The 26,237-nt window shown below is 46.6% G+C and carries 25 protein-coding genes; all 25 read left to right on the top strand.

Annotated features, from left to right (window positions below; translation table 11 throughout):
• The first annotated feature begins 51 nt into the window (after window positions 1-51).
• The 25 genes from HPY27_RS02110 (at window position 52) to HPY27_RS30530 (ending at window position 26,182) form a co-directional block, all read left to right on the top strand.
• Window positions 52-1,029, top strand: a complete 978-nt coding sequence (locus tag HPY27_RS02110) for a polysaccharide deacetylase family protein (protein WP_017249285.1) — start codon at window positions 52-54, stop codon at window positions 1,027-1,029.
• 112 nt (window positions 1,030-1,141) lie between these two features.
• The gene (locus HPY27_RS02105) at window positions 1,142-2,395 is read left to right on the top strand and encodes a M16 family metallopeptidase (RefSeq protein ID WP_017249284.1); all 1,254 of its coding nucleotides are present in this window, start codon (window positions 1,142-1,144) and stop codon (window positions 2,393-2,395) included.
• A 72-nt stretch (window positions 2,396-2,467) separates the two neighbouring features.
• On the top strand, window positions 2,468-2,728 hold the full coding sequence (locus HPY27_RS02100) for a YlmC/YmxH family sporulation protein (RefSeq protein WP_017249283.1): 261 nt from the start codon (window positions 2,468-2,470) through the stop codon (window positions 2,726-2,728).
• 137 nt (window positions 2,729-2,865) lie between these two features.
• Window positions 2,866-3,768: a dipicolinate synthase subunit DpsA gene (dpsA, locus tag HPY27_RS02095; RefSeq protein WP_017249282.1), complete on the top strand. Its 903-nt coding sequence runs from the start codon at window positions 2,866-2,868 to the stop codon at window positions 3,766-3,768.
• Window positions 3,765-4,361: a dipicolinate synthase subunit B gene (locus HPY27_RS02090; RefSeq protein ID WP_007719213.1), complete on the top strand. Its 597-nt coding sequence runs from the start codon at window positions 3,765-3,767 to the stop codon at window positions 4,359-4,361. Before dpsA ends, HPY27_RS02090 begins: the two co-directional genes overlap by 4 nt.
• Window positions 4,362-4,418: 57 nt before the next feature.
• On the top strand, window positions 4,419-5,459 hold the full coding sequence (locus HPY27_RS02085) for an aspartate-semialdehyde dehydrogenase (protein WP_069849223.1): 1,041 nt from the start codon (window positions 4,419-4,421) through the stop codon (window positions 5,457-5,459).
• A gap of 11 nt (window positions 5,460-5,470) precedes the next feature.
• Entirely contained in the window at window positions 5,471-6,697 is a 1,227-nt protein-coding gene (gene dapG / locus HPY27_RS02080) for an aspartate kinase (RefSeq protein ID WP_017249280.1), read from the top strand.
• A gap of 55 nt (window positions 6,698-6,752) precedes the next feature.
• A complete protein-coding gene (gene dapA, locus HPY27_RS02075; protein ID WP_069849218.1) occupies window positions 6,753-7,619 on the top strand; it encodes a 4-hydroxy-tetrahydrodipicolinate synthase in 867 nt (288 codons plus the stop codon).
• 146 nt (window positions 7,620-7,765) lie between these two features.
• Complete coding sequence (locus tag HPY27_RS02070; protein WP_017249278.1) at window positions 7,766-9,442, top strand: ribonuclease J; 1,677 nt, start codon at window positions 7,766-7,768, stop codon at window positions 9,440-9,442.
• Window positions 9,443-9,565: 123 nt separating this feature from the next.
• Complete coding sequence (locus HPY27_RS02065; RefSeq protein WP_173621997.1) at window positions 9,566-10,390, top strand: ClpP family protease; 825 nt, start codon at window positions 9,566-9,568, stop codon at window positions 10,388-10,390.
• Window positions 10,387-10,617: a YlzJ-like family protein gene (locus HPY27_RS02060; protein WP_017249276.1), complete on the top strand. Its 231-nt coding sequence runs from the start codon at window positions 10,387-10,389 to the stop codon at window positions 10,615-10,617. Before HPY27_RS02065 ends, HPY27_RS02060 begins: the two co-directional genes overlap by 4 nt.
• A 222-nt stretch (window positions 10,618-10,839) precedes the next feature.
• Window positions 10,840-13,218 (top strand): FtsK/SpoIIIE family DNA translocase, encoded by a 2,379-nt coding sequence (locus HPY27_RS02055; RefSeq protein WP_174224281.1) that lies wholly within the window; start codon window positions 10,840-10,842, stop codon window positions 13,216-13,218.
• A gap of 240 nt (window positions 13,219-13,458) precedes the next feature.
• Window positions 13,459-14,184 (top strand): GntR family transcriptional regulator, encoded by a 726-nt coding sequence (locus HPY27_RS02050; protein WP_017249274.1) that lies wholly within the window; start codon window positions 13,459-13,461, stop codon window positions 14,182-14,184.
• Between the two features lie 57 nt (window positions 14,185-14,241).
• A complete protein-coding gene (locus tag HPY27_RS02045; RefSeq protein WP_017249273.1) occupies window positions 14,242-15,288 on the top strand; it encodes a BMP family lipoprotein in 1,047 nt (348 codons plus the stop codon).
• 93 nt (window positions 15,289-15,381) lie between these two features.
• Window positions 15,382-16,923 (top strand): ABC transporter ATP-binding protein, encoded by a 1,542-nt coding sequence (locus HPY27_RS02040; protein ID WP_017249272.1) that lies wholly within the window; start codon window positions 15,382-15,384, stop codon window positions 16,921-16,923.
• The gene (locus tag HPY27_RS02035; protein ID WP_173621995.1) at window positions 16,916-17,989 is read left to right on the top strand and encodes an ABC transporter permease; all 1,074 of its coding nucleotides are present in this window, start codon (window positions 16,916-16,918) and stop codon (window positions 17,987-17,989) included. Before HPY27_RS02040 ends, HPY27_RS02035 begins: the two co-directional genes overlap by 8 nt.
• Entirely contained in the window at window positions 17,989-18,948 is a 960-nt protein-coding gene (locus tag HPY27_RS02030; protein ID WP_017249270.1) for an ABC transporter permease, read from the top strand. Before HPY27_RS02035 ends, HPY27_RS02030 begins: the two co-directional genes overlap by 1 nt.
• Before the next feature lie 128 nt (window positions 18,949-19,076).
• The gene (locus HPY27_RS02025) at window positions 19,077-20,261 is read left to right on the top strand and encodes a stalk domain-containing protein (protein ID WP_173621994.1); all 1,185 of its coding nucleotides are present in this window, start codon (window positions 19,077-19,079) and stop codon (window positions 20,259-20,261) included.
• A 53-nt stretch (window positions 20,262-20,314) separates the two neighbouring features.
• Window positions 20,315-20,470, top strand: coding sequence for a hypothetical protein (locus HPY27_RS02020; RefSeq protein ID WP_007719195.1), 156 nt, complete (start codon window positions 20,315-20,317; stop codon window positions 20,468-20,470).
• 208 nt (window positions 20,471-20,678) lie between these two features.
• Window positions 20,679-21,974, top strand: a complete 1,296-nt coding sequence (gene yfmF, locus HPY27_RS02015; RefSeq protein ID WP_069849201.1) for an EF-P 5-aminopentanol modification-associated protein YfmF — start codon at window positions 20,679-20,681, stop codon at window positions 21,972-21,974.
• Window position 21,975: 1 nt separating this feature from the next.
• Window positions 21,976-23,268 carry an EF-P 5-aminopentanol modification-associated protein YfmH gene (gene yfmH / locus HPY27_RS02010; protein WP_174224280.1) on the top strand — a complete coding sequence of 431 codons (1,293 nt, stop codon included), beginning with the start codon at window positions 21,976-21,978 and terminating at the stop codon, window positions 23,266-23,268.
• A 7-nt stretch (window positions 23,269-23,275) separates the two neighbouring features.
• On the top strand, window positions 23,276-24,013 hold the full coding sequence (gene ymfI / locus HPY27_RS02005) for an elongation factor P 5-aminopentanone reductase (protein ID WP_173621991.1): 738 nt from the start codon (window positions 23,276-23,278) through the stop codon (window positions 24,011-24,013).
• 100 nt (window positions 24,014-24,113) lie between these two features.
• Entirely contained in the window at window positions 24,114-24,383 is a 270-nt protein-coding gene (locus HPY27_RS02000; protein WP_017249265.1) for a DUF3243 domain-containing protein, read from the top strand.
• Between the two features lie 107 nt (window positions 24,384-24,490).
• Window positions 24,491-25,270, top strand: coding sequence for a YmfK family protein (locus tag HPY27_RS01995; protein ID WP_016743377.1), 780 nt, complete (start codon window positions 24,491-24,493; stop codon window positions 25,268-25,270).
• 12 nt (window positions 25,271-25,282) lie between these two features.
• Window positions 25,283-26,182 (top strand): helix-turn-helix domain-containing protein, encoded by a 900-nt coding sequence (locus HPY27_RS30530; protein WP_017249264.1) that lies wholly within the window; start codon window positions 25,283-25,285, stop codon window positions 26,180-26,182.
• Window positions 26,183-26,237 lie beyond the last annotated feature (55 nt).

Here is a 26,237-nt window from a genome sequence, read left to right as displayed (position 1 = left end):
TACATTGGACAAGAGAGACTCGTACGATCGATAGAGGAGGGCGACGCCCTAATGACGAATAGGACCAGGAGACTTTTGTTCATCGTTATATATGGAGCAGCGCTGATCGTTCTCTTGAATTATCAGCCTATTCATCATTACATCAGTACGATCAAACATGTCCAGGTAGTGAATGGAGATCATAACGAAAACGAAAAAGCGCGTTTACGGGCGCAGATTGAAAAGTGGAAAGAGGGCAGAGAGGAACAGCCGATAGATGCCGTCGTCGATCAGACGTGGAAAGCGATTCCGGGATATAATGGACGCGTTGTGGATGTAGAAGAATCAATCAATAAAATGCTGGCTGCGGGTGTGTCTAGTCCAGATTTGTTGGTATACAAGGAAGTACCTCCAGCGGTTTCGCTTGAGCAATTGGGAGCACATCCCATCTATCGAGGAAATCCGAATAAGCCGGCGATTTCTTTCATGATCAACGTGGCCTGGGGGAATGAGTATCTCGATTCAATGCTCAATACACTCGATAAGCACAAGGTAAAGACAACCTTCTTTCTGGATGGCTCTTGGGCAAAACGTTACCCAGAAGAAGCAAAAAAGATCTTGGCTCGTGGCCATGAGATTGGTAATCATGCGTATTCCCATCCCGATATGAACACACTGGGGACACAGAGAATTCATCAAGAGATAAGTCGTACGCAAGATGTTATTTATAAAACGCTGGAAGTGAAGCCCTCCTTGTTTGCACCGCCATCTGGTGCTTTTAACCAACGCGTTGTACAAATCGCGCATTCTTCTTATCAAATGAAGACGATTTTATGGACGGCAGATACGATTGACTGGCAGAAACCTTCGCCTGCTTATGTGATCAATAAAATAAGCCGGAAAATGGAGAACGGTGTCCTCGTACTCATGCACCCTACATCTACCTCCGAGGCCAGTTTAGATCAACTTCTGACGATCGCCAAAAAGAAGGGGCTACAGCCGACGACTGTTTCGGAGGTAATATCGAGTCGCAGACTCCCGTCACCGTAAATACATGTTCATTTATTGTGGAGACAAAGGAAGTTTGCTATAGTTAGACGTGTTTACAAGAAATTCCCCGAGGTTTCGGGTAGAGACAGATGAACAACCGAGGAGGATTTACGTGATACAACGTCATACGTGTGATAACGGTCTTCGAATCGTGACGGAACGGATTCCGTCCGTTCGCTCCGTTGCCTTAGGCATCTGGGTAGGGACTGGTTCGAAATATGAAAACGAGAAAAACAACGGGATTTCCCATTTTCTCGAGCATATGTTTTTCAAAGGCACGACTACTCGTTCTGCAAAGGAAATTGCGGAAACCTTTGATGAGATTGGCGGAAACGTGAACGCCTTTACCTCGAAGGAGTATACCTGCTATTACGCAAGGGTGCTCGACCAACATGCTCCAATCGCCCTCGATGTTCTTTCTGATATGTATTTCAACTCGGTGTTTGATGCAGATGAGTTGGAAAAGGAAAAGAACGTCGTCATTGAAGAAATTAGCATGTATGAAGACGCGCCAGATGATATGGTGCATGATTTAATTGCGCGCGCTTCGTACAGCACACACCCACTGGGGTATTCAATTTTGGGTACGGAGGATGTCCTGCGTAGCTTGAAACGTGACGATTTGCTCGGTTATATTGATCAGCATTACCTGCCAACGAATACGGTGATAACAGTAGCAGGAAATTTTGAAGACAGTTTGATTGAAGACATTCAAAAGCGCTTTCAGACTTTCTCGCGTCCAGGCAGTATGCCGACCTTGTCTACTCCTGATTTTGCTGGAAATGTGATCGCGCATCATAAAGCGACAGAGCAAGCGCATCTGTGCCTGTCACTACCTGGCTTTAAGGTTGGGCATCCTGATGTATACTCCTTGATTTTGCTGAACAACGTCCTGGGTGGCAGCATGAGTTCGCGTCTATTCCAAGAAATTCGAGAAGAGCGCGGCTTAGCATACTCTGTTTATTCCTATCATTCGTCCTACAAAGAAGCGGGTACGTTCCACGTATATACAGGAACGGCACCAGAGCAAGTAGGACAGGTTTTTGACATCGTCTCGCGCGTCCTACGCGATGTCGCTGATCATGGAATTACGGACAAAGAGCTGAACAAAGGAAAAGAGCAGCTGAAAGGCAGCCTGATGCTCAGCTTGGAAAGCACGAATAGCCGTATGAGTCGACTTGGCAAAAATGAACTCCTGCTGGGCCGTCACCTAAGTTTAGACGAGATCATCGCCAAAATTGACCGTGTTTCCCATGAATCTGTTTTGGCTGTGGCGCAGCAACTGTTCCGTTCCAAGATGTCTATGGCGATGGTGAGTCCACTCGACGGCTTCCCTGAAAACGTGAAAAACGATATTTTGTTGTAAGCAAAAATCCGGCATAGCCCGGATTTTTTTGCGTATATCAACAGTAAATAAAAGGACAAAGGGGGCTTCTCCATGCGCTTAAGCGAGTTGGGTGGGAAGGAAATTATTGGACTGGACAACGGGGAGAAAATGGGGGTCATCAGTGATTCCGATTTAGTCATCCATCCCGAAAACGGTACGATTCAATCCATCATCTTGCCAGGAGGCAGTTTCTTTGGGTTCGGTAAGAAGCGAGAGGACCTCGTGATCCCATGGAGATCCATCGTAAAAATTGGGCCAGATATGGTCATCATCCAGCTTCAAGCACCTGAGGCACAAGCTTCCCAAAAGTAGGCGCTTCTGTCACCGAAGTAGCAGGAGCGGAATAGGATGGGGGTAGACCGCATGGATTTCCGTCAACTTTTCCAAATGGAAAACCTTTGCGTTCCGATCATTTAATGCAGTAAAATGTGTGGAAAGGGGAACGCAGCATGCTAACGGGCATACATGTTGCCTTCATCGGCGGAGACGCTCGCCAGTTGGAAGTCATTAAGCGATGCATACAACTGGATGCTAGCGTCACGTTAGTTGGCTTCGACAACCTGGAAAGTAATTTTACAGGGGCAACGAAGAAACCATTAACATGCGATGTGTTGAAAGACGTGGACGCCCTCATCCTACCCATCGTAGGGACCGATGACCAAGGATACGTGGAAAGTATTTTCTGCTCCAAACAAATGCAGTTGCTAGACGAACATGTGGCGAGTCTGCCGAGTCATTGCGTGGTTTACACGGGAATGGCAAAGCCTTATCTGAAAAAGCTGTTGGCTTCCACCCAGCTTCCGCTCGTGGAGCTATTGGATCGTGATGACGTAGCTATCTATAACTCTATCCCTACTGTAGAGGGAGCGTTAATGATGGCGATTCAACATACGGATATTACGATTCATGGATCACAGTCAATTGTTTTGGGGTTGGGCCGAACAGGTTTGTCCATGGCTCGAGCATTGCATGCGTTGGGAGCCCGCGTAAGAGTTGGGGCCAGACGTCAGGAACACTTGGCACGCATTTATGAGATGGGATTGACTCCCTTCCATATAAGCGAAGTAAGGCAACAGGTTACGAATGCTGATTTCATTTTTAATACCATCCCGCAATTATTACTCACGGCAGAAGTGATTGCTCAAATGCCTCAATCGGCGTTTATTCTTGATCTTGCCTCCAAACCAGGGGGAACGGATTTTCGTTACGCTGAAAGACGAGGTATTAAAGCTCTTCTTGCTCCCGGATTGCCTGGAATCGTTGCACCGAAAACCGCTGGACAAATTTTAGCCCAAACATTGTCTCGTCTTATTGCGGGTCAAAGGAAAGCGCCAGGAGGGGATGCAACATGAGTAAACTTCAGGGAAAGACCATTGGATTTGGTTTGTCTGGATCGCATTGTACCTTTGAGGAAACCATGCCGCAAATTAAGCGATTTGTGGATGCTGGGGCACGGGTGGTACCGATCGTATCGAATACGATTATGACCACGGATACACGCTTCGGTACTTCTCAAAGCTGGCAGCAACAAATCAAGGAACTGACAGGCGAGGAGCTTATTTCGACGATTCCTCAGGCTGAGCCGTTGGGACCTTCCAAGTTGTTGGATGTCATGCTGATTGCGCCTTGCACAGGCAGTACGACGAGTCGATTGGCGAATGCCATTACGGATAGTGCCGTATTGATGGCAGCTAAAGCTACGATGCGTAATCTGCGACCCATTGTGATTGCCATTTCCACCAATGATGGTCTGGGATTAAATGCAGCCAATATTGCCAAGCTATTGGCCGCGAAAAATATGTATTTCGTGCCGTTCGGGCAGGATGCCCCGGATAAAAAACCGAACTCGCTTGTAGCTCGTATGGATCTCCTATTGGAAACATGCGAAGCAGCATTGGAAGGTCGACAATTGCAACCCTTGCTCATCGAAAGATTTAACTACTAATAAGACTACAGAATAAACAATTAACCTGCTTTTTCGCGATTAGGAGGAGAGTAAGAGATGGCAAACCAACTGACTTTCAACGTTGCTGTAGTCGGTGCGACTGGTGCAGTCGGACAGCAGATGATTCAACTATTAGAACAGCGCAACTTCCCAATCAAACAGCTTAAGCTGCTTGCTTCTGGACGTTCTGCAGGAAAAACAGTCACCTTCAAGGGGCAAGAAATTGTACTGGAAGAGGCGACTCCAGACAGTTTTGCAGGGGTTGATTTTGCCTTGTTTAGTGCTGGTGGATCGGTCAGTAAGGAACTGGCTCATCATGCAGTGCGTCACGGTGCAGTTGTCATTGACAATACCAGCGCATTCCGGATGGATCCAGATGTTCCTCTCGTTGTGCCAGAAGTAAACATGGATGCTGCGCTCGCTCATAATGGAATCATTGCGAATCCGAATTGCTCTACGATTCAGATGGTTGCCGCTCTAAAACCCTTGTATGATCGTTTTGGTATAGACCGAATCATCGTTTCTACTTACCAGGCAGTATCTGGTGCAGGTCAATCTGCGATCAATGAATTGCTCGACCAAAGTCGAGACATTTTGGATGGTAAAGAACCGCAGTGTAACGTACTTCCTGTAGGCAAATTGCCTGTACATCATCAGATTGCGTACAACGCGATTCCGCAGATTGATGTGTTCACCGACAATGGTTTTACTTATGAAGAAATGAAAATGGTCAATGAGACCAAAAAAATCTTCGGTGATGACACTGTACTTGTTTCAGCTACTTGCGTACGTATTCCAGTGGTCTATGGCCATAGCGAGTCGGTATATGTAGAGCTGAAACAGGATTACGATCTGGCAGAAGTAAAGGCCCTGCTGGAAAACGCTCCTGGTATCGTGTTAGTAGATGTGCCAGGGGAACAGCAGTACCCACTTGCTACTGATGCAACAGGCAAACTGGAAGTATTCGTGGGCCGGGTGCGTCGTGATCTCCATCATCCTCGTGGACTGCATATGTGGATCGTTTCTGACAATCTTCTCAAGGGTGCAGCATGGAATACAGTACAAATCGCTGAAGAACTCATAAAAGCAAGAGTATAGGGGAGAGGTTAGTGAAGATTCTCGTCCAGAAGTTCGGTGGTTCTTCCTTGACGACGGAGGATTGCCGGATGCGGGCAATCTACCATATGGAAAAAGCAATTGATGAGGGCTATGCCCTCGTCGTTGTCGTATCGGCGATGGGTCGCAAGGGTGATCCATACGCAACGGATACACTTTTGCAGTTGGTTCGTGCGAATGGGAACCAACTGCCAAGTCGTGAAATGGATATGCTGATGCATACCGGAGAAATCATCTCTGCTACCATCATGTGCAGCATGCTGAATGCACGAGGAATTAAAGCAACGATTTTGACAGGTGGTCAGGCAAATATTGTGACGAGCGACGATTTTACGAATGCACAAATCACGTCGATCGATCCAAGTCGCATTTTGCAAGACCTGGAGGAAAGTCAAGTTGTGATCGTTCCAGGGTTTCAGGGACGTACAGCCGATTGGGAAATTACGACACTGGGACGGGGCGGTAGCGATACAACTGCAACCGCTCTCGGTGTCGCTTTGAAGGCTGAAACGGTGGATATTTTCACCGACGTGGAAGGCATTATGACGGCGGACCCGCGCATCGTCGAGGAAGCGCAGCGACTTGGCATGGTGACCTACACGGAGATTTGCAACATGGCTCACCTGGGTGCAAAAGTCATTCATCCTAGAGCGGTGGAGATCGCGATGCACGCAAACGTGCCGATTCGTGTTCGCTCTACGTTTTCGGACGACCCCGGTACACTTGTTACAACCATGCTGGAGATCGGGAAAATGGGCTACACTGTACACGACAGAGTCGTCATGGGAATTGCTCATGTACCGAACATTACCCAGATCAAGGTAGCGAACAAAGAAGGGTCTTACGATACACAGTTACAAGTCTTCAAAACGATGGCTACCAATAACATCAGCGTAGATTTCATCAATGTGAACCCAATGGGTGTTGCTTACACTGTCCATGATGAAATGGGAGAAAAAGCTGCTCGTCTGTTAACGGAAATGGGATACGAGCCGCAGCTGTTACCGCACTGCGCAAAAGTGTCCGTGATTGGTGCAGGGATGACGGGCGTGCCGGGCGTGATGGCACGAATCGTGGAGGCACTTACGCAAGAAGACATTCAAATTCTTCAATCGGCAGACTCCCATACAACCATCTGGGTACTCGTGCATGAAATGGATATGGTGAAGGCTGTTCGTGCGCTTCATCAGCAGTTCAATCTGCATGTTCAACATATGTAAGAGCATATCCTGCCTTAAATACCTACTGATCACGATAAGAGGAGTTGGAGAGTGAGTGGCACGTTTTGGTAGACTGCTTACCGCAATGGTAACGCCTTTTAATGATCAACTTCAAATCGATTACGATAAAACAGAACGTTTGATTGATCATTTGATCGCAAATGGAACGACGGGGATTGTCGTCAGTGGAACGACTGGCGAATCTCCGACTTTGTCTCGTACCGAAAAGCTTGATCTGTTCCGTCATGTGGTTTCCTACGCAAAAGGAAGAGTCCACATCATTGCTGGAACAGGCAGTAATGATACAGCTTCCAGTATAGAGTTCACTCAAGCTGTACAATCCATTGGCGTAGACGCTGTAATGCTCGTTGCACCCTATTACAGCAAGCCATCTCAAGAAGGGCTTTACGCACACTTTAAGGCATTGGCTGATGCTACCGAGTTGCCAATCATGCTGTACAATGTGCCAGGACGTACTGTTGTCAATATGACAGCGGAAACGACTCTGCGTTTGGCTCAACTGCCAAATGTCGTTTGCGTGAAGGAAGCCTCTGGCAACTTGTCGCAGATGTCGCAAATCATTGAACATGCTCCAGAAGGCTTTGAGCTGTATAGTGGTGATGATGGCTTAACCTTGCCGATCCTGTCTATCGGGGGAGTGGGCATTGTCAGTGTGGCGAGTCATATAGTTGGCCGCCCAATGACAGACATGATGGACGCTTATTTTGCAGGTAATTACGCAGATGCAGCAAGACTCCATCGCAAGCTGTTGCCGATTTTTGAAGGCCTGTTTGCCTACCCGAGCCCAGGACCGACCAAGGTCGCATTAGAAAAGCTCGGCGTTCAAGTTGGGGGCGTTCGATTGCCTCTAGTTGAGCTGAATGAACAAGAAAAAGCATTCGTTCATTCCCTGCTTGTTTAACTCCATAGAAAGATCAAGAGCCATTCCTGCCCGGGATGGCTCTTTTTCCTTGTGTTCATGATTTCACTTCGGGTATAATAAGAACAAGTGATTTGGGGCGGTTTTTTTGAGTGGACATGACAACTAAATATAGGAGGTTACACGTTTTGGCAAAGTCGAATCACTCTGTTCTCGTTTTCGCCCTGGGCGGAGTCGGCGAAATTGGGAAGAATATGTACGTGGTACAAAGCGGTGATGACATCGTAGTGATTGATGCCGGGTTGAAGTTCCCAGAAGAGGAAATGCTGGGGATTGATATGGTTATTCCGGATATCACCTACTTGGAGGAACATCGCGACAAGGTTCGGGGTATTATTATTACGCATGGACACGAAGACCACATCGGCGGCCTCAGCTACGTGCTGAAGCATTTGAAAGTCCCGGTTTATGCGACAAAACTTACCCTTGGTTTAATTGATGCAAAGTTAAAAGAAGCGGGCATCCTAAACGAAACAAAACGCGTATTGATCAACAGCGACTCGGAAGTCGTTCTCGGAAAGATGAAAGCGACCTTTTTCCGCGTAAACCACAGCATCCCGGATTGTGTAGGGGTATGCCTGGACACGCCAGAAGGTTACATCGTTCATACAGGAGACTTCAAGTTCGATCAAACACCTGTTAACAATCAGGTAGCTGATCTGGCAAAAATGGCGATGATCGGTGACAGAGGCGTTTTGTGCTTGCTCTCTGACAGTACGAATGCAGAACGGCCTGGATTTACCGGATCGGAACGCTCAGTGGGCAAAGCACTCATGGATGTGTTCAGCAAAGCATCTGGACGTATTGTGGTTTCTACGTTTGCATCAAATGTTCACCGCATTCAACAAGTGGTGGATGCTGCAGCACAGTTCAACCGTAAATTAACGGTTGTCGGCCGGAGCATGCAAAATGTTATTAATATCAGCAGAGACTTAGGGTACTTGTTGGTCCCTGAGGGCTTGATTGTTGAGATCGATGAAATCAACAAGCTGAATGCTGAACAAGTCGTTATTTTATCAACTGGAAGCCAAGGAGAGCCTATGTCCGCGCTCACTCGGATGGCCCGATCCGCCCATCGGAAAATTGACATCCTTCCAGGGGATACCGTTATTATTGCAGCCACTCCCATTCCAGGGAATGAAAAATACGTGGCGCGTACGATCGATCAATTATCGCGCATTGGTGCAGATGTCATTTATGGTGGTCATGGACCTAACGGAACCGTCCACGTCTCCGGTCATGGTAGCCAAGAAGAATTGCGCCTGATGCTAAACCTAATGAAGCCTAAGTACTTTATTCCTGTTCACGGTGAATATCGCATGTTGAAAACGCATGCCTTACTTGCTGAACAGGTTGGCATTCCTGAAGAAAACACGTTCTTGCTTGATAACGGCGATACAGTTGAATTCTTAGGGGGCAAGGCCCGTTACGGTGGAAAAGTTCATGCTGGCAACGTTTTGATTGACGGCTTGGGCGTTGGTGATGTAGGAAACATCGTGCTTAGAGATCGCAAATTACTGTCACAAGATGGCATACTGGTAGTTGTCGTTACACTCAGCAAACAAAATGGCACGATTTTGTCAGGTCCAGACATCATTTCTCGCGGTTTCGTCTACGTGCGTGAATCCGAAGAGCTGCTGGATGAGGCAAATCGCATAGTGACCCAAACACTTGTCAAATGCATGGAAGAAAATGTGAATGAATGGTCTTCACTGAAAAATAACGTAAAAGAGTCATTAGGCCGTTATCTGTACGAGCAAACGCGCAGACGTCCGATGATCTTGCCGATTATCATGGAAGTGTAGGATCACTTGATAAAGAGCTGGAAACCCTTTAGAAGAAGGGTTTCTGGCTTTTTTTGGCTTTGTGGGCGCATGATTTTTCCTCCCCTTATCCATACTACAGAGGAAAGTGAGGGAGGATCATCCATGCCGAATCAACAATTTAACGATTTTTTAAATAGGCCACCATTTGCAAGTACAGCGGTAAATAGTAAGGAATCCCAACCACAATCACCAACTGATGATCAGGAGCCTGCTGCTTCGCCGCCATCAGAAGCACCTGCACAAGAAGATCCGAAGAAAAAACTGCTCGATTCCATTACGCAACTGGGCCAGACAAACGTCCCACAGCTCGAAAGCAATATTTATTGTATGACCATCATCGGACAAGTAGAAGGACATATTCAGTTGCCCCCTCAAAATAAGACGACGAAATATGAGCACCTCATCCCTCAATTGGTTGCGGCAGAACAAAACAGCAAAATAGAGGGCGTGCTCGTCATTTTGAATACGGTTGGTGGGGATGTGGAAGCGGGCTTAGCGATTGCGGAAATGGTAGCGTCATTATCTAAACCGGTAGTCACACTCGTACTCGGCGGTGGTCATAGTATCGGTGTGCCAATTGCTGTAGCTGGTTCGTACTCATTTATTGCAGAAACCGCCACGATGACGATCCATCCGATCCGCTTGACGGGTCTTGTCATTGGTGTGCCGCAAACGTTTGAGTACTTGGACAAAATGCAAGATCGTGTAGTGAGCTTCATTTCCCGTCACTCCAATGTCTCGGAAGAAAAGTTCCGTGAGCTCATGACCCGAACCGGTGAATTGACACGAGACATCGGAACGAATGTGATTGGCGTAGATGCGGTTAAATACGGTTTGATTGATGAAGTCGGCGGCCTTGGAAGTGCGCTGAAAAAGCTGAACGAACTGATCAAATCGCAAAAAGGCGAGGAGAGTGTACTCCAATGATCTTATACTCCATCATTCCGATGGAAACGGTTTTTGAGAACATGGAGCAAGTGGAGAAACAAGAGCTGAAAGAGATCGCGGTGGGTCATGCCACGATGCTCATTGAGCAAACCGGACCGTTTGAAGGAAAAATCGTCAGGCTGATTAGTCCGGATCCGCAAGACTACCTGAAGGAGCAGTTCGCACCCGGACAAAAAATTCAGTTTCAACCTGAATGGCTCGCCTAAGAAGTCCTGTATTTCTATGAATTTCCTGTGTTATACTAGTGATGTACGAACAGCAGCCGAACATGCGACGGCTGCCTTTTTTAACGAATAGGAATTTATTAAATAAATTCCGGAGCGCATGGAAACTTTCCGCTAAAACGCGGTCGCTCTACGTTGAAAAGGCCTCGATAGAGGTTTTCTTACCATTACAGTACATAACGAGTGTAATGACGAGGAGGAGGCGTGCCATTGAGTAGGAGAAAAAAAGAGCGTTCACAAGCGGCATTGGCCTCAGTTGTCAAAATAGAGCTGCTGGGACTTCTCATCATCGTGCTGTCCTTGATCGGGCTTTTGGAGAGTGGATGGCTGGGCAAAAATGTACTGGCACTTCTATTTCGGTTTATTGCGGGCTCATGGGATTTCATCATTCCTGTTCTGCTAATCGGAATGGCCATACATATGATGTTTACGAGAAAGTCACCGAAGCTTACTTACCGCGTCTTAGGGATAGCGCTCATTGGTGTGGCGATTTTGACCTGGGATCACATGATTTTGTACAAACAAATTACCGCAGATGGAAAATTTGCAGAGCAAAGCATTATTAAGGTTACATGGGACAGAATTTGGCTCGATCTTGGTCAGAAAGTGTCCACCACCGGGGTAGGCGGAGGGATGATCGGTGCCCTGTTTTTTGCGGTGACAAATGGTCTTGTTGGGACAATTGGTACGGGTCTCGTGATTGTTTTCCTTTTCCTTGTGGGACTGATGTTTCTGTTCAATCTCTCTTATGTAAACATTTTGATGTTTGCCAAGGACAAGCTCGCTTTGTTTTACGGAAAGGCGAAAAATACAGTGAAGGACTCTGTACAGCTTTTACAGGAAGAGAGCGAGAAGCGAAAGAAGGAAGCAAAGGAATCCGAAGAGGCTCGCAAGCAAAAGCAATCGGAGGAAGAGAACGGCACAATCGCGGTTACTGCGTTGAAAGAGCAAAAATCTCATCCACAGCCTGCTATTCAGGAGGAAGAAGTCCAGCAACCGAACGCCCCGTTAATTCGTGATTTTACGGATCGCATTGCGTTGGATGAGGATGAGGAACCGGTCGATCCTAGTCATCAAGTGAGAGCTGCACAACCGAAAACAAATCAGGAAATTACGTTTGCGCTCGAAGGAGAAGAAGAAATCTTCGGTACACTAGATACCAGAGAAGAACAGAACACCATACCGTATGAGCTTCCAAATCTGCAAATGCTCGCAAGACCTAAAGCGAGTTCTACAGGAAAAGACGTCGATCATACCTCAAATGCGGCGAAATTAGTGCAGACACTGAAGAGCTTTGGGGTCAATGCAACGGTTTCCGAAGTACATCGCGGACCAGCTGTTACACGCTATGAAGTTCAGCCTGCTACAGGGGTAAAAGTAAGTAGGATTGTCAGCTTGACGGATGACCTTGCTCTGGCATTGGCGGCAAAAGATATCCGGATTGAGGCACCAATCCCAGGAAAATCAGCCATTGGCATCGAGGTTCCGAACTCTGAGGTAGCGGTCGTATCACTACGAGAAGTGTTAGAAGCTCCTGAGTATCAAGATGCGCCAGGGAAGCTTACCGTTGCTCTTGGCCGGGATATTTCCGGAGAGCCGATCGTAGCAGATTTGACGAAAATGCCCCATTTGCTCGTAGCGGGGGCGACGGGAAGCGGAAAATCAGTATGCATTAACGGATTAATCATGAGTATTTTGTTCAAGGCCAAACCAGAAGAAGTCAAGCTGATGATGGTTGACCCGAAAATGGTGGAACTGAATGTGTACAACGGAATTCCACATTTGTTGGCTCCTGTTGTTACTGACCCGAGAAGAGCTTCTGTTGCATTGAAAAAGGTCGTGGCAGAGATGGAGCGGCGTTATAATTTGTTTGCCAAAACAGGGAGCCGCAATATTGAAATGTACAATGCGCAAGTGGAAGGGACGCCACTTCCCTATATTGTCGTCATTGTCGATGAGCTTGCGGACTTGATGATGGTAGCTCCGGGAGAAGTGGAGGATGCGATTTGTCGACTCGCGCAAATGGCTCGTGCTTCCGGGATTCATCTCATCATCGCGACACAACGTCCTTCCGTAGATGTCATTACGGGTGTGATCAAGGCGAACATCCCTTCCCGCATTGCCTTTGGGGTATCTTCGATGGCTGACTCCAGAACGATTCTGGATATGGGAGGAGCGGAAAAGCTTCTTGGTAGAGGGGACATGCTTTCGCTGCCGATGGGGGCATCCAAGCCGACTCGTGTTCAAGGAGCTTTTGTATCCGACAAGGAAGTAGAAGAGGTTGTTCGTTTTGTGAAAGAACAGCAAGAGGTTCGCTACAATGAAGAGATGATCCCGGGTGACGTGCAAGAGGAACAGCAGCCAGTCGTGGATGATGAACTGTACGATCAAGCTGTTCAAATTGTTTCAGAAGCCCAAACGGCATCGGCATCCTTGCTGCAGCGTCGTCTCCGTGTCGGTTATACGCGAGCGGCACGATTGATTGATATGATGGAAGCTCAAGGAATAGTCGGTCCTTATGAGGGAAGCAAGCCTCGTGAGGTTCGTCTACCACGTCCGTCCATAGAAAGCAATATTTCATAGTGAAAGACCCTGCCAGTATTTGTACCAGCAGGGTCTTTTTTCCTATTTTAGGAGAAAAATCCCTGTCGAAATTAATCATTTTGCATTATTATTCATAAATATTTGGCTTGCATGATACTCGCCCCTCATGTAAACTTTTTAAGAGATTGACGGAAATTGTTGTTATTTAAGTCTCATACGAATCAGAGGTCTGACGTCCTACCTGTTGGGATGGCTGAAGGACAGCAGGAGTGAATGATGATGAGCATCAAAGGGAATGTTCGATCACTGTTTCTCTTGGTAATGGACAAGATCAAGAGTGATATCGAAACCGGACTTCTTCGTCCTGGTGAACGCCTCCCTTCTGAAGCCGAACTATCCAAACAGCTTGGTGTAAGCAGGGCGACGCTTCGCGAGGCACTCCGACTTCTTGAGGAAGAGAAGATTGTCATTCGTAGACACGGTGTAGGTACCTTTATTAATTCAAAGCCTGTTTTTTCAGGCGGGATTGGGGAACTCTTTAGTGTGACGGATGCAATTGAGCGTCAAGGATATACGGCAGGAACCTTGATCCTGAAAACATCCTTTGGCGAATCTGCTGAAGAAGAGAGGAAGCGGCTAGCCTTAAATCCGGGTGAAGGCGTTCTCATAGTAGAGCGAATTCGCACGGCTGACGGTGAGCCTGTGGTTTATTGTGTGGACCGCATTCCTGCACATCTGGTGCCCGGGGGCTATGCGGCAAGTGGAGAGTCTATCTTCAAATGGCTGGAGAGCGTAACAGGGGTAAGGATCGCATACGCAGTAGCCGATATTGAACCCATGGGCTACAATGAAAAGGTTTCCAACCTGCTGCATTGCGATAAATCTGCTCCCATGCTCTTGCTCAAACAGATTCATTACGACGAAAGTGAAAAGCCAGTGCTATACTCCCATAATTACTTCAGGGCTGACAAAATTCACTTTCATGTCGTACGGAGACGGTTGTAACTGTGGGGGCAACCTCACTCAACAATTTCATCAACTAAAAACAGGGGGTAATCTCAGATGAAGAAAGTTCTATCCGTGCTTTCTGTGGCAACACTCAGCCTGTCGCTCGTTCTCGCTGGCTGCGGAAGCAAACCAGAAGCACAGCCTCAAGGCCAAACTGGTAGCAATGGTGGTGCTCCAGCTGCTAAAGCTATCAAAGTAGGTATGGTTACAGACGTTGGCGGCGTAAACGACAACTCCTTTAACCAGAGTGCTTGGGAAGGGCTGCAAAAACTCCAAACCGATTTGAATCTCCCGAAAGAAAACGTAAACTATCTGCAATCTAAATCAGATGCTGACTATGTACCAAACCTGACTCAATTCGTAAAAGACGGTTGGGATCTGACTTGGGGTATCGGCTTCTTGATGGGTGACCACCTGAAAAAAGTAGCAGATGAAAACAAAAACGCAAAATTGGCGATCATCGACGCTGAAGTAGATGCTCCTAACGTAGCATCTGTACTCTTCAAAGAGCATGAAGGCTCCTTCCTCGCTGGTGTTGTTGCAGCGAAGATGACGAAAACGAAAAAAGTTGGTTTCGTTGGTGGCGTTGATATCCCGGTAATCAAACGCTTTGATCTTGGCTTCGAAGCAGGTGTAAAAGCTGTTGATCCAAGCATTCAAGTAATCAAAGTATACACTGGTGCTTTTGATAAACCAGACATGGGTAAATCTACGGCTTCCTCTATGTACGGTCAAGGTGTGGACATCATCTTCCACGCTTCCGGCGGTACAGGTGACGGTGTGTTCAACGAAGCAAAAGACCGTAAAGCTAAAGGCGAAAACGTATGGGTGATCGGTGTTGACAAAGACCAATCCCTGACTTTTGGCGACGAGATCACATTGACTTCCATGGTAAAACGTGTTGACGAAGCAGTTATTCGTGTAGCGAAAGACTTGTCTGAGGGTAAATTCAAAGGCGGAGTACAATGGCTCGGACTGGCTGAAAACGGTGTAGGTCTGGCTGACACTTCCACGAAGAACGTTCCTGAAGACGTACTGAAACTGGTTGAAGAATACAAGCAAAAAATCGTTAAAGGCGAAATCACAGTTCCTGACAAGTAAAAACTAAGGAAGCTGCAAACGGACAAGGCTGGTTCGAGCTACTGGCCTTGTCCTTTACCTTCACAATAGACCCGAAAAATGGGGTGAGCATGCATGAACTCGGTAAAAAAAGTGGTTGAAATGAGAGGGATCACAAAACGGTTCCCAGGCATTATTGCGAATGACAGTATTACGCTGTCCGTAGGTAAAGGTGAAATTCATGCGCTGCTCGGAGAGAATGGCGCGGGTAAGTCCACACTCATGAATATCTTGTTCGGTCTATATCAGCCGGATGAAGGCGAAATTCTGATTAACGAGAAAGTTGTACAGATCACCAGTCCAAAGATTGCAAACGACCTTGGTATCGGAATGGTTCACCAACATTTTATGCTCGTAGAAACATTTACAGTCACGGAAAACATTGTGCTAGGAAATGAACCGAAAAACGGGTTGAAGATAGATATTCAAAGCGCTGAGAAAGCGGTAGAAAAACTGTCGAATCAATACGGGCTCAAAGTTGATCCGAGAGCAAAAATTCAGGATATCTCAGTTGGGATGCAGCAGCGTGTTGAGATTTTGAAAACGCTTTATCGCGGTGCGGACATCTTGATTTTTGATGAGCCTACGGCTGTATTGACGCCGCAGGAAATCCATGAACTTATCGAGATCATGCATAACTTGGTAAAAGAAGGTAAGACGATTATCCTGATCACACATAAGCTGAAAGAAATTATGGCAGTATGTGACGCGGTAACAATCATTCGTCGCGGAAAAGTCATTGATTCCGTTTTGGTAAAAGATACGAATCCAGACGACTTGGCTGCAAAAATGGTTGGTCGTGAAGTAAACTTCCGCGTGGATAAAACGGAAGCAAAACCTAAAGATACGATCTTGGCCGTAGAGAAATTGACTGCAATGGGGAACCGCGGTGTGAATGCACTGAACAATCTCAGCTTAGAGGTTCGCGCGGGTGAAATTCTCGGGATTGCAGGAGTCGACGGAAATGGCCAAAGTGAACTGATTGAAGTATTAACTGGCTTACGTAAAGCAACAAGTGGGCGTGTCCTTCTTAATGGCAAAGAAATTACGAATCAAAGTCCGCGAAACATTTCGGAATCAGGATTGTCTCACATTCCAGAAGACCGACATAAACGAGGATTGGTTCTTGATTTCACCATGAGTGAAAACATGGTATTGGAAACGTATTTCCATCCAACGTTTTGCAAAGGCGGTTTTCTTGATTATGGCGCCATTGACAAGCATGCGGCCAAGCTTATCGAAGAATTCGACGTTCGAACTCCGAGTATTTACACGCCAGCACGAGCGCTTTCGGGAGGAAACCAACAGAAGGCAATTATTGCCCGCGAAGTGGACAAGAACCCGGATTTGCTGATTGCGGCTCAACCTACTCGTGGCTTGGACGTAGGGGCTATCGAATTCATTCATCGCAGACTAATTGATCAACGCGATCAAGGAAAAGCAGTTCTCTTGCTTTCCTTAGAATTGGATGAGGTTATCAATGTGTCCGACCGGATTGCGGTTATTTATGAGGGAGCTATTGTGGGGATTGTCGATGCGAAATCGACATCAGAGCAAGAGCTCGGCTTGATGATGTCCGGCGGGAAAGTAATGCAAGGAGGGGGAAACGATGAATAGAGTTATTGCGGTCTTCACGAAAGAATCGTTTCTCGTTCCTGCCGTTGCGATCATTCTTGGTCTTTTGACTGGGGCAATTGCAATGTTGGCAGGTGGATTTAATCCAATCGATGCCTATATGGCTTTGCTTAAAAAAGTATTTGGTAACGCGTATAACTTTGGGGAAACGATTCGCCAAATTACGCCTTTGATATTTACAGGTTTGGCTGTAGCGTTTGCTTTCCGTACAGGTCTTTTTAACATCGGGGCAGAAGGTCAATTTATCGTAGGGATGATTGCTTCTACTGTTGTAGGTGTTTCTTTTGACCTTCCAGCTATCATTCATGCTCCACTTGCTATCATTGCAGGTGCTGTAGCAGGTGGTTTGTGGGGTGCCATTGCCGGTTATTTGAAAGCAGCCCGTGGTGTCAATGAGGTTATTACCAGCATTATGTTGAACTGGGTAGCTCTTTACTTTGCAAACTGGGTCATGAATGCCTTCTTTATTCCAGCAGGCAAACAAACATCTGAAGAGGTAAAGGATTCTGCGATCATTACCATTGGATGGCTCGCTGAAATGTTTGACAATGCTCGTTTGCACTGGGGTACACTGATTGCCGTACTCGCAGCTATTTTCTTCTATATCATCCTTTGGAAAACAAAATCTGGTTTTGAATTGCGTTCCGTTGGTTTGAACCCGCATGCTTCTGAGTATGCTGGTATGAACGTGAATCGTAATGTTGTAAAGGCTATGTTTATTGGTGGTATGTTTGCAGGGATTGGTGGAGCTACTGAGATTTTGGGCGTATTCCACTATCAAGCGATTATGACGCAGCATACTGGCTATGGCTTTGATGGAATTGCGGTAGCATTGATTGGCGGAAATACACCATTCGGGGTTATCCTTGCTGCCATATTGTTTGGGGTTCTCACATTCGGTGCGAGCGGTATGCAATTTAGTGCAGGTGTACCGTTTGAATTGATTCGTGTCGTGATTGCTTCCGTTATTTTCTTCGTTGCTGCACATGGCATCGTGAAAATGTTTATTAAGCCGATCTTGAAGAAGAAAAAGGAAGGTGGAAACTGATGGATTGGGGATTAATTCTTAGCAACCTCGTTCATGATACCATCGTGTTTTCCACTGCCTTGATTTTTGCAGCATTGGGTGGACTGTACTCCGAGCGTTCTGGTGTCGTGAACATTGCGCTAGAAGGTATGATGATTATCGGTGCTTTTACTGGTGCCGTAATGACCTATGCTTTCCAAGATTCACTTGGTGCTTGGGCACCTTGGGTCGGATTTATTGCAGCGGGGATTGCCGGTTCTATTTTTGCACTCCCACATGCTGTTGCTTCGGTAACGTTTAAAGCGGACCAGACCGTCAGCGGTGTGGCCCTGAACTTCTTGGCAGCTGGACTTTCCATCTACCTGACCAAAATTATTTTTAACGGAGCAGGTCAGACAACGACATTGAACTCAGTGTTTAACAAATTCAGTATTCCTGGATTGAGTGAAATTCCGTATATCGGACATGCCATTTTTGAGGCTTATCCTACGAGCTATCTAGCTTTCATTGCAGTTTTCCTTACTTGGTATATTGTATTCAAGACACCATTCGGATTGCGCTTGCGTGCAGTTGGTGAGCATCCGCGTGCTGCTGATACAGTAGGGATCAATGTTAAGAGAATGCGCTACACAGCTGTTATGATCAGTGGTATGCTGGCTGCGTTGGGTGGAGCTACCATTTCTTTGACGACAACCAGTAACTTTTCCCATAACACGGTTTCCGGACAAGGGTTTATCGCGATTGCGGCCTTGATCTTTGGTAAATGGCATCCAATGGGTGCGATGGGAGCAGCTTTATTCTTTGGTGTCGCTCAAGCGATCAAGTCTTTGGTGCAAATCTTCGGATTGACCAATTACATTCCTACTGAATTTATCTTCATGCTTCCGTACGTACTGACGATTCTCGTGATGGCTGGTCTGGTAGGACGATCCAGTGCTCCAGCGGCCCTCGGCAAACCTTACGATACGGGATCGCGTTAATCATTCGTTGACAAAATTTAGCGTCTAGAACCTGTCACTTCCCCTGTGCGATAATTTTTGTGACTGCTTGCGGTCCGCAAATAACGGTCCTATCCGTATTTGCAAATTGTCTGTGGGGAGGGAAAAAGATGAACCGCTGTCTACATCAGTACAGCAGTTATCGATGGAACAGGATTCTAGGCGCTTTTGTTTTTTGCCTGATGATAGCAGTATCCGGTGGAATGGTTTCAGCAAAAGAGCCAGGACCGATCATTTCTGTCGTTGTCGATGGAATGGGAGTCCAATCAGATGTATCACCAATCCATCGAAATGGGCGCATGCTCGTTCCAATACGAGTAGTAGCGGAGGCAACAGGATCAGAAGTAAGCTACGATGCAGATACGCAAAAAGTATTGCTCAACAAAAAAGGCAAGCATATCACCCTTACAATTGGAAGCCAGACTGCGAACGTAGATGGAAAACGTTTGAAGATGGATGTTTCTCCAATCATTGTGAATAAGCGGACGCTTGTTCCGATCCGATTTATCTCCGAGGCATTTGGCTATCAAGTTCGATGGGATGAGACGTCGGCTGTTGCATACATACAATCCAAAACTGTGGAAGACAAGGCTGCGAGTGTGAAATACTCCTTGAATCCATATGTCGTTCAACAGGGAGATACCTTATCAAAAATTGCAGCTCGCCACGGCACGAACATGAGTGCCATTCAAAAAAATAACCCGCTCTCTTCTGATGAGTTACTGGTGGGCCAAATTTTATATTTGCCAGAAGATGCAAAAAGAGCTGAGCATCCGATGGCCACAAAAGTTGTGGATGCGGATGATCAATTGATTGGGAAACAATTTCGGTTTCCTTTCCACGATAATAGTGGATATGAGCCGTATGGGGATAGCTTCGGATCCGATCGAGAGTGGACCGAGTCGAATAGCGGCAGTGTCCGTAATCACGAGGGCATCGACATTATGGCACCGAAAGGAACGCCGATTTACTCGGTATCCGATGGGACAATCAACAAAGTGGGCTGGAATACGTATGGTGGCTGGAGAGTAAACATTACGGATGAGAATGGCCAATATCGGATGTATTACGCTCATTTGCAAGCGTATGCGCCAGGATTGCATGTAGGGAAAACGATAAAAGCTGGACAGCTGATCGGTTTTGTTGGAGATACAGGCTACGGTGGAACTGGTACAGTGGGAATGTTTGAACCTCACCTGCATTTTGGCCTCTATCGTAACAGTACGGGGAAAGCAATCGATCCGTATGATTACTTGCGGATTTGGGAGCAAAATAAAGTGGAGAGTCTCCTCTAATATTTGGACAAACTACTACGGAGTACCTTCACGAATAAAAGGAGGCCCGTCGTATGTGGACTTGTCCGTACTGTGGGGGAAGCCACGGCTTACCCTTTCATGATGAGCAGTTGGATGGCATGCTCTGTCTCTCGTCTGATTGCGGTCGATTTGTTGAAGAGCATAGCACATCGGATGATCCTCGAGACTGGGATGCGATGGATATGTAAGGAAAAGAGTGAACGCCCTTCGTAAAAAGGTGCGTTTGCTCTTTTTTTATATAATGGAAGCGCTGTGATTTGCGTATTACGGGACTTGCGTGAGTGCATAGGATGAAGCACTGGGATATATAATGGAAGATTCTGATGCTTGATGCCCTGACAATTGGTTACAATAGAGAAGAGTATGAGTAAGCTGATGGAGAAGGGAGATTGAACTATGACTGCTTCTACAACTGAAATTGCCTTTCAAAGCTCCCAAATCAATGGGATGAACGTACATATCCTTCCAACCGAAAAGTTCAAGACAACGACGATCGTGACGATGATTGAACAAGCGCTATCGGAGGAGCACGTAACGAAAACAGCATTGCTTGCGATGGTCATGAAACGTGCCAGCGCTCGTTTTCCAGAAACGAAACTATTGCGAGCACATTTGGATTTCCTGTATGGTGCCATTTTTGATGTCGATGTCATGAAAAAAGGCGAGCGGCAAATCCTGCAAATTTATATGGAAGTACCGAATGAAAAGTATTTGTCCAATGAATCCTCACTTTTGGAGCAGGCCATCGAATTCGTAGGAGATATGCTCGTCAGACCGTATGTACAAGACAACGCTTTTTCCGAAAAGTACTTGGCACAGGAAAAAGAGACGCTACGAAAACGGATGGAGAGTTTGATCGACGACAAAATGAAGTATGCGAATCAACGCGTGACAGAAGAAATGTGTAAAGGTGAACCATTCTCGCTTCTCGTCCAAGGTCGTGTAGCGGATTTGCCAAAGATCACTGGCCAGGAGCTGTATCAATATTTTAAAGAAGTAACGACGACAAATCCGATCAATATGTTCGTGGTGGGCGATGTTGATCAGCAGGAAGTAAGCGAGGCTATTCGCAAGCATATCCCAGTGGAGCGTTCCCAAGTAGGAGAACTGCAGATCGCATCAACGGCGAAGGATGTATCGGCTGAGCGCGAAGTGATCGATCGACTCGATGTCAACCAAGCAAAGCTCAACATCGGTTGCCGCACGCAGATCACTTATAAGGATGACGATTATCCAACGCTGCTCTTGTTCAACGGGATTTTAGGTGGTTTTCCGCACTCCAAGCTGTTTGTGAACGTCCGTGAAAAAGAAAGTCTTGCTTACTATGCCGTTTCCAGGCTAGAGAGCCACAAAGGGATTCTCATGATTATGTCCGGGATTGATGTCAGCAAATATCAACGTGCGGTTGAGATTATTAAGCAGCAGCTTGATCTAATGCAACAAGGAACCATATCAGATGAGGAAATGAGCCAAACGCGTGCAACTTTGTCTAATCAGTTCCGTGAACTGTTGGACAGTGCGCGCGGGATGATTGATTTTACGTACAATGGTGTGATTAGTGGACGTCCTCGGAAAATCGAAGAGCTTTTGGCGGGGATCAACCAAGCGACCATTGAGGATATCAAGAAGGTAGCAAGCAAGGTGACGATTGACACGATTTATCTGCTGCGGGACAAGAAGGGAGAGGCATAAGATGCAGACCACTGTCTTTGAACAAGTAAATGAAACGGTATATCATGAGACTCTCCAAAATGGATTGCAAGTTTATCTGGTTCCCAAACAGGGCTTCAGCAAAACATACGCTGTGTTCACTACGCGTTACGGCTCCATTGACAGCCATTTCCGCACTCGAAGCGGGGAAGAAATCAATGTTCCCGACGGCATTGCGCATTTTCTTGAGCACAAAATGTTTGAGAAGAAAGATCGGGATGTCATGCACGAATTCAGTAAAAACGGGGCGAGCTGTAATGCATTCACGAGCTTCAATCGTACCGCTTATTTGTTCTCGTGCACAGATAAGCTAGATGACAATCTGAATCTGCTGCTCGATTATGTGCAGGACCCATATTTTACAGATGCCAGTGTAGAAAAGGAAAAAGGAATCATTGGCCAGGAAATCACCATGTACGATGACAATCCTGACTGGAAGGTGTACGTGAACCTCTTGAAGGCCATGTACCAAAAGTATCCGATTAACATTGAGATTGCGGGTACGATCGAGACGATCTCTCATATTACAAAAGAATATTTGTATCAGTGCTATGAAACGTTTTATCATCCTGCCAATATGCTCCTATTGGTCGTGGGTTCCTTCGAACCAGAAGCGATCATGAAGCTCATTCGTGAAAATCAGGGAGCAAAGGAGTTTGCTCCTGCGCCACAAATCACACGCGTTTTTCCAGAAGAGCCATCAGCTCCAGCGGAAGCGAAAGTAGAAGCGTTTCTAACAGTTGGCTTGCCCAAATGCATGATCGGAATCAAGGAAAAGGAAAACGGTCTAACCAAGGAAGCCTTGTTAAAACGCGAGTTGACTACTAAACTGGTATTGGACATCGCGTTCGGCACAAGTTCCGCTGTCTATGAGCGTTTGTATGACAGTGAGCTGATTACGGAAAGCTTTGATTTTGACTACAGCAGCGAGCAGGATTATGCGTATACGATCATTGGTGGAGATACACCTGATCCAGAGCGTTTAGTGGAAACGATCAAAGCAGAAATCGAACAGTTGAAGCAAAACGGTATAGCCCAAAATGATTTTGAGCGTGCGAAGCGTAAAAAAATCGGAAACTTCCTGCGTTCTCTAAACTCCGTGGAGTTTATCGCTAACCAGTTTACCAGCTTCAAATTTAACGGAAATGATCTGTTTTCCGTAGTGCCTACCTTGGAGTCGATCACACGCGAAGATGTGGAAAAACGTTTGAAGGAGCATTTTTTAATCGAGCAGATGGCCGTTTCTATCGTTCGTTCCGCTTCGCCACAGGAGTAATGTATTCATGTTCAAGCAAGAGACGCCGTGGGCGTTAATTACGGGAGCTTCCGGAGAGATCGGGCAGGCGATCGGTGCCTACCTGATTGATGCGGGGGTTCCCCTTTATCTGCATTACAATCGAAATAAAGAAAAATTGGAGCCGTTGGTGCAAAAATGCCAGGAGCGGAGTGTTCCGTACGTCATCCTCCAAGCTGATCTACGGGATCCACAGCAAATTACGGCGATGTTTGCTCAGATGCAGGTTGCACCATTATTGATCGTAAACAACGCCTCTGTGGATGATGTCGGCTTATTTACGGATGTGACTGTCGAGAAATTCGATGAGCTCATCGCTCTTAATGTTCGTTCGGCTTTTTTGGTCTGCCAAGCTGCTGTTCCGGCCATGCTGCGCGCAAGGTATGGGCGTATCGTTAACATCTCTTCCATTTGGGGACTGACAGGCGGTTCATGTGAAGTGCTGTATTCCATGACCAAAGGAGCAGTCAATACGTTCACCAAAGCCCTGGCAAAGGAAATGGCCCCAAACGGAATCACGGTAAATGCAGTCGCTCCTGGGGCTATTGCTGGCGGAATGATGGAGCGCTTTGCTCCAGATGAAATGGAAATGATCGCGGAAGAAATTCCGGCCAACCGTCTTGGACAGCCATATGAGGTAGCCGCAGTCGTGCGCTTTTTGCTTTCGGCGGATTCCAGTTATGTGACGGGGCAAGTGATTAGTCCAAACGGTGGGTGGTACACGTAGAAGAGAAGTATGCATGAATAAAATACGAGAAATGATGGAATTCTACCTTTTGTGTGGGCAGCAAATCTGTTCGCAACGTACAAAAGGAGGGAATTTCCCTATGTCGATTCTTGACAATTTCAGCGACTGGAAAGCGTTTCTCGGAGATCGGGTAGAACAAGCGAAACAATCCGGGATGGAAAGCGATACGCTTCAAAATGTAGCTTATCAAATCGGTAGCTATCTGTCTGAGCAAGTAGACCCGAAAAACGATCAGGAGCGTCTGTTGAAACAGCTGTGGGACGCAGGTGATCAACAGCAGCAACAAGCTTTGGCATCACTCATGGTGAAGCTTGTTCAGAATCGCAATGATGCGAACGCTGGCAGCTAGCCATCAAATCCCCTACTTTTGGGGATTTTTCTTTTCGCGATTGTCGAATGAAACGAACGTGATATACTACATAAGAAGAGAATTCTGGTTGGCGGAGAGGATTGCATATGGAAGCAAAGAAAGAATGGTACATGGAGTATGAGATTGCCCGTAACCGTCCCGGTCTCTTAGGGGACGTATCTTCTATTCTGGGGATGTTGAACATTAATATCGTGACGATCAATGGTGTGGATACCATGCGTCGAGGTATGCTGCTCTTGACCGATGATGATGAAAAAATGGAGGTTTTGCGCAACGTTGTGCAAAAAATGGACAACATAACCATAACGAGGTTACGTCCCCCGACAATGCTGGATCGCTTGGCTGTGCGTCACGGTCGCTATATTGAACGGGATAGCGAGGACAAAAAAACGTTTCGTTTTGTTCGTGAAGAGCTGGGCTTGTTGGTCGATTTCATGGCAGAAATTCTGAAGAAGGAAGGTCATCAGCTCATCGGGATTCGTGGCATGCCTCGCGTAGGGAAGACTGAATCGATGATTGCTGCCAGCGTATCCGCCAATAAACGTTGGACATTCATTTCGTCTACTTTGTTGCGCCAGACGGTGCGTAGTTCCTTAGCCATTGATGAAATGTCTACAGATCATGTATATTTGATAGATGGAATTGTCTCAACGCTGCGATCGACAGAAAAGCACTTCACCTTGCTACGGGAAATTATGAACTTTCCTGCCGCAAAAATCATTGAGCATCCGGATATATTCGTAAGGGAATCTGAGTACCAACTTGATGATTTCCATTACATTATTGAGCTGCGTCATCATCCGGATGAAGAGATTACATATGAGCTTATCAACAATCGCGGCTTTGATAATTTCGAAATGAATTAAGGAGGGGCAGCTGTGTCTGAGCTAGGTCAAGTCCTACAAAGGGCCCGCGAAGAAAAAGGAATCACGCTCGACGACATCCAACGTATCACCAAGATACAGCGGCGATATTTGGAAGCCATTGAAAGGGGTCATTTTCATGTACTTCCTGGCCACTTTTACGCGCGTGCATTTATAAAGAGTTATGCGGAAGCTGTCGGTCTAGACCCGAACCACATCCTGACTCACTTTCAGTCCGATTTGCCGGCCCAGCCACCTACAGAGCAAGTAGAACGACTGCGTCGCAGACGAGTTGCTTCAGCGAACAATCCATTACAAGCGGGGCGATGGGTTACCAAGACCTTGCTCGTCTTGTTTATTGCCTTGATTATCGGGGTTATTTATTTCGCTGTCGTCAACAACAACGGAAATCAGATGACTCAGCCAGTGCCGGGTGGAACAGTTAACCCTGGAGCAGAGATTGTCACGCCTGGCAATGGTGGTGGAGCGGGAACATCCCCGATTGCTCAACAACCGAAGCCTCCTTCTATTACCACACCGAATCCTGAAACAGGAACAAACCCACCTGAGACCGTTACAGAAACTCCTCAGGCAACCATCACATTCGAATCGCAGCAAGGATCAATGTATAATTATTCCTTGCAAGGTGGAGAAAAAATCACGGTTTATTTGAAGGTGAAAGCAGAAACAAGCTGGTTTGGTATTTCGGAAGGAAAAGGCAAAACTTATGTTGAGCAGGGCACGCTCAAGAAGGATCAGGAAAAAACGATTGAGCTGGGGAAATCAGCTTATATTCGTTTGGGCAAACCGACTGTAGTGGAATTGAAGGTTAACGGAGTCTTGGTAGACACGTCTAAAATGAAATCAATGCCGTCTAATATTACGATGAAAGTTAAAGAGGCGGTCACCCAGTAGGCAAGCATATGCTTGCCTTTCGTACTTTTCTCTTTTTTGACACTTCCTTTAGGCT

The sequence above is a fragment of the Brevibacillus sp. HB1.1 genome, assembly GCF_013332445.1.
GTDB lineage: Bacteria > Bacillota > Bacilli > Brevibacillales > Brevibacillaceae > Brevibacillus > Brevibacillus porteri.
The sequence above is the reverse complement of the archived record's forward strand: the minus strand, read 5'-3'. Positions and strand labels throughout refer to the sequence as shown.